The 3,395-nt window shown below is 56.4% G+C and carries 2 rRNA genes; both read right to left on the reverse strand.

Annotated elements, in window-relative coordinates:
- A 23S ribosomal RNA gene (locus tag GGC64_RS34510) occupies positions 1-1,290 on the reverse strand; the annotation flags it as partial.
- A 399-nt stretch (positions 1,291-1,689) separates the two neighbouring features.
- Positions 1,690-3,213: ribosomal RNA gene (locus tag GGC64_RS34515) — 16S ribosomal RNA — on the reverse strand.
- Between the last annotated feature and the right edge of the window lie 182 nt (positions 3,214-3,395).

The raw sequence follows: 3,395 nt of genomic DNA on the forward strand, positions 1-3,395 counted from the left end.
CGGACTATTGCCGCGGCTTCGGCGGTGTGCTTGAGCCCCGCTACATTATCGGCGCACAATCACTTGACCAGTGAGCTATTACGCACTCTTTCAAGGGTGGCTGCTTCTAAGCCAACCTCCTGGTTGTCTTCGCGACTGCACATCCTTTTCCACTTAGCACACGCTTAGGGGCCTTAGCCGGCGATCTGGGCTGTTTCCCTCTCGACGCACGGAGCTTATCCCCCGCCGTCTCACTGCCACGCTTTCATTTACCGGCATTCGGAGTTTGGCTGACGTCAGTAACCTAGTAGGGCCCATCGGCCATCCAGTAGCTCTACCTCCGGTAAAAAACACGCAACGCTGCACCTAAATGCATTTCGGGGAGAACCAGCTATCACGGAGTTTGATTGGCCTTTCACCCCTACCCACAACTCATCCCCTCAGTCTTCAACCTAAGTGGGTTCGGGCCTCCACAACATCTTACTGCTGCTTCACCCTGGCCATGGGTAGATCACTCCGCTTCGGGTCCAGAACACACCACTACACCAACCCCTACGGATTGGATACGCCCTATTCAGACTCGCTTTCGCTGCGGCTACCCCACCCGGGTTAACCTCGCGACATGTCCCTGACTCGCAGGCTCATTCTTCAAAAGGCACGCCATCACCCCACAATAAAGAGGGCTTTGACGGATTGTAAGCGCACGGTTTCAGGTACTCTTTCACTCCCCTCCCGGGGTACTTTTCACCATTCCCTCACGGTACTAATCCGCTATCGGTCACTGGGAAGTATTCAGGCTTACCGGGTGGTCCCGGCAGATTCACAGCAGATTCCACGGGCCCGCTGCTACTCGGGGATCCTGCGACAGCAGGCAGCGTGTTTTCGTCTACGGGGCTCTCACCCTCTACGGACAGACCATCCCAGGCCACTTCGACTAACACACTGCTTTATCACTGCTGCCCCTCTCGGCGGAGAGAGGAACACAAGCCCCACAACACCACGCACACAACCCCCGCCGGGTATCACATGCACGCGGTTTAGCCATCCTCCGCTTTCGCTCGCCACTACTCACGGAATCACACTTGTTTTCTCTTCCTACGGGTACTGAGATGTTTCACTTCCCCGCGTTCCCCCCCAACGCCTATATATTCAGCGTTGGGTGACACGACATCACTCGTGCCGGGTTTCCCCATTCGGACATCCTCGGATCCACGCTCGGTTGACAACTCCCCGAGGCATATCGCAGCCTCCCACGTCCTTCATCGGCTCCCAGTGCCAAGGCATCCACCATGCGCCCTTAAACACTTACAACACAAAACCAAAAGTTTAAACAAACTTTGAAATTGCACATCAACACACACAAAACCCCACAAGGCCTAAACCCTGAGGGCTCCCATGCGCGCTAGATGCTCGCAACCACTATCCACAAATCAAACACCACACCCCACCACCAAAGCAGGGCGACAACCAGTCCTATCCCCGGTTTCCCACACTCGGGACGAAGAGATAGCGGGCTTGTTGTCTCAAAGCCCAATAGTGTGTCTGGCGATTCCCTCACCGCAAATCCAACCGAAGCTGAATCCCGTTGCGGCTCAACGTTTGTCGTGCACCAGAACCACACCCACTACAGGTGTGGCCCATCCATCGAATCGCCCAAGACGCGGTGATCCGCGATATGCGGGCCGGCTTGAGTCTCGTGGTGCTCCTTAGAAAGGAGGTGATCCAGCCGCACCTTCCGGTACGGCTACCTTGTTACGACTTCGTCCCAATCGCCGATCCCACCTTCGACGGCTCCCTCCCACAAGGGGTTAGGCCACCGGCTTCGGGTGTTACCGACTTTCATGACGTGACGGGCGGTGTGTACAAGGCCCGGGAACGTATTCACCGCAGCGTTGCTGATCTGCGATTACTAGCGACTCCGACTTCACGGGGTCGAGTTGCAGACCCCGATCCGAACTGAGACCGGCTTTGAAAGGATTCGCTCCACCTCACGGCATCGCAGCCCTTTGTACCGGCCATTGTAGCATGTGTGAAGCCCTGGACATAAGGGGCATGATGACTTGACGTCATCCCCACCTTCCTCCGAGTTGACCCCGGCAGTCTCTCACGAGTCCCCGCCATAACGCGCTGGCAACATGAGACAAGGGTTGCGCTCGTTGCGGGACTTAACCCAACATCTCACGACACGAGCTGACGACAGCCATGCACCACCTGCACACAGGCCACAAGGGAACTGATATCTCTACCAGCGTCCTGTGCATGTCAAACCCAGGTAAGGTTCTTCGCGTTGCATCGAATTAATCCACATGCTCCGCCGCTTGTGCGGGCCCCCGTCAATTTCTTTGAGTTTTAGCCTTGCGGCCGTACTCCCCAGGCGGGGTACTTAATGCGTTAGCTACGGCACGGATCCCAAGGAAGGAAACCCACACCTAGTACCCACCGTTTACGGCGTGGACTACCAGGGTATCTAATCCTGTTCGCTCCCCACGCTTTCGCTCCTCAGCGTCAGTTACTGCCCAGAGACCCGCCTTCGCCACCGGTGTTCCTCCTGATATCTGCGCATTCCACCGCTACACCAGGAATTCCAGTCTCCCCTGCAGTACTCCAGTCTGCCCGTATCGCCCGCACGCCCACAGTTGAGCTGTGAGTTTTCACGGACAACGCGACAAACCACCTACGAGCTCTTTACGCCCAGTAATTCCGGACAACGCTCGGACCCTACGTATTACCGCGGCTGCTGGCACGTAGTTGGCCGGTCCTTCTTCTGCATCTACCGTCACTTGCGCTTCGTCGATGCTGAAAGAGGTTTACAACCCGAAGGCCGTCATCCCTCACGCGGCGTCGCTGCATCAGGCTTGCGCCCATTGTGCAATATTCCCCACTGCTGCCTCCCGTAGGAGTCTGGGCCGTATCTCAGTCCCAGTGTGGCCGGTCACCCTCTCAGGCCGGCTACCCGTCGTCGCCTTGGTAGGCCATCACCCCACCAACAAGCTGATAGGCCGCGGGCCCATCCCACACCGCAAAAGCTTTCCCTCACCAGGTCATGCAACCAGCAAGGTGTATTCGGTATTAGACCCAGTTTCCCAGGCTTATCCCAAAGTGCAGGGCAGATCACCCACGTGTTACTCACCCGTTCGCCACTCGAGCACCCCCGAAAGGGCCTTTCCGTTCGACTTGCATGTGTTAAGCACGCCGCCAGCGTTCGTCCTGAGCCAGAATCAAACTCTCCAAACAAAAACAACCCACCAACAGGCAGGTGAATTCGAATCAGAACAAGCCTGACCTAACAAACAAAGACACCAAAACTGGCATCAAAAAACCACCCCCCAAACGGGAAAAAAGAGGGCGGCAAAAACAACAACAAACAAAAACCACCAAACACACTATTGAGTTCTCAAACAACACACCCGCGCTGC

This window comes from Mycobacterium sp. OAS707, assembly GCF_014873705.1.
GTDB lineage: Bacteria > Actinomycetota > Actinomycetes > Mycobacteriales > Mycobacteriaceae > Mycobacterium.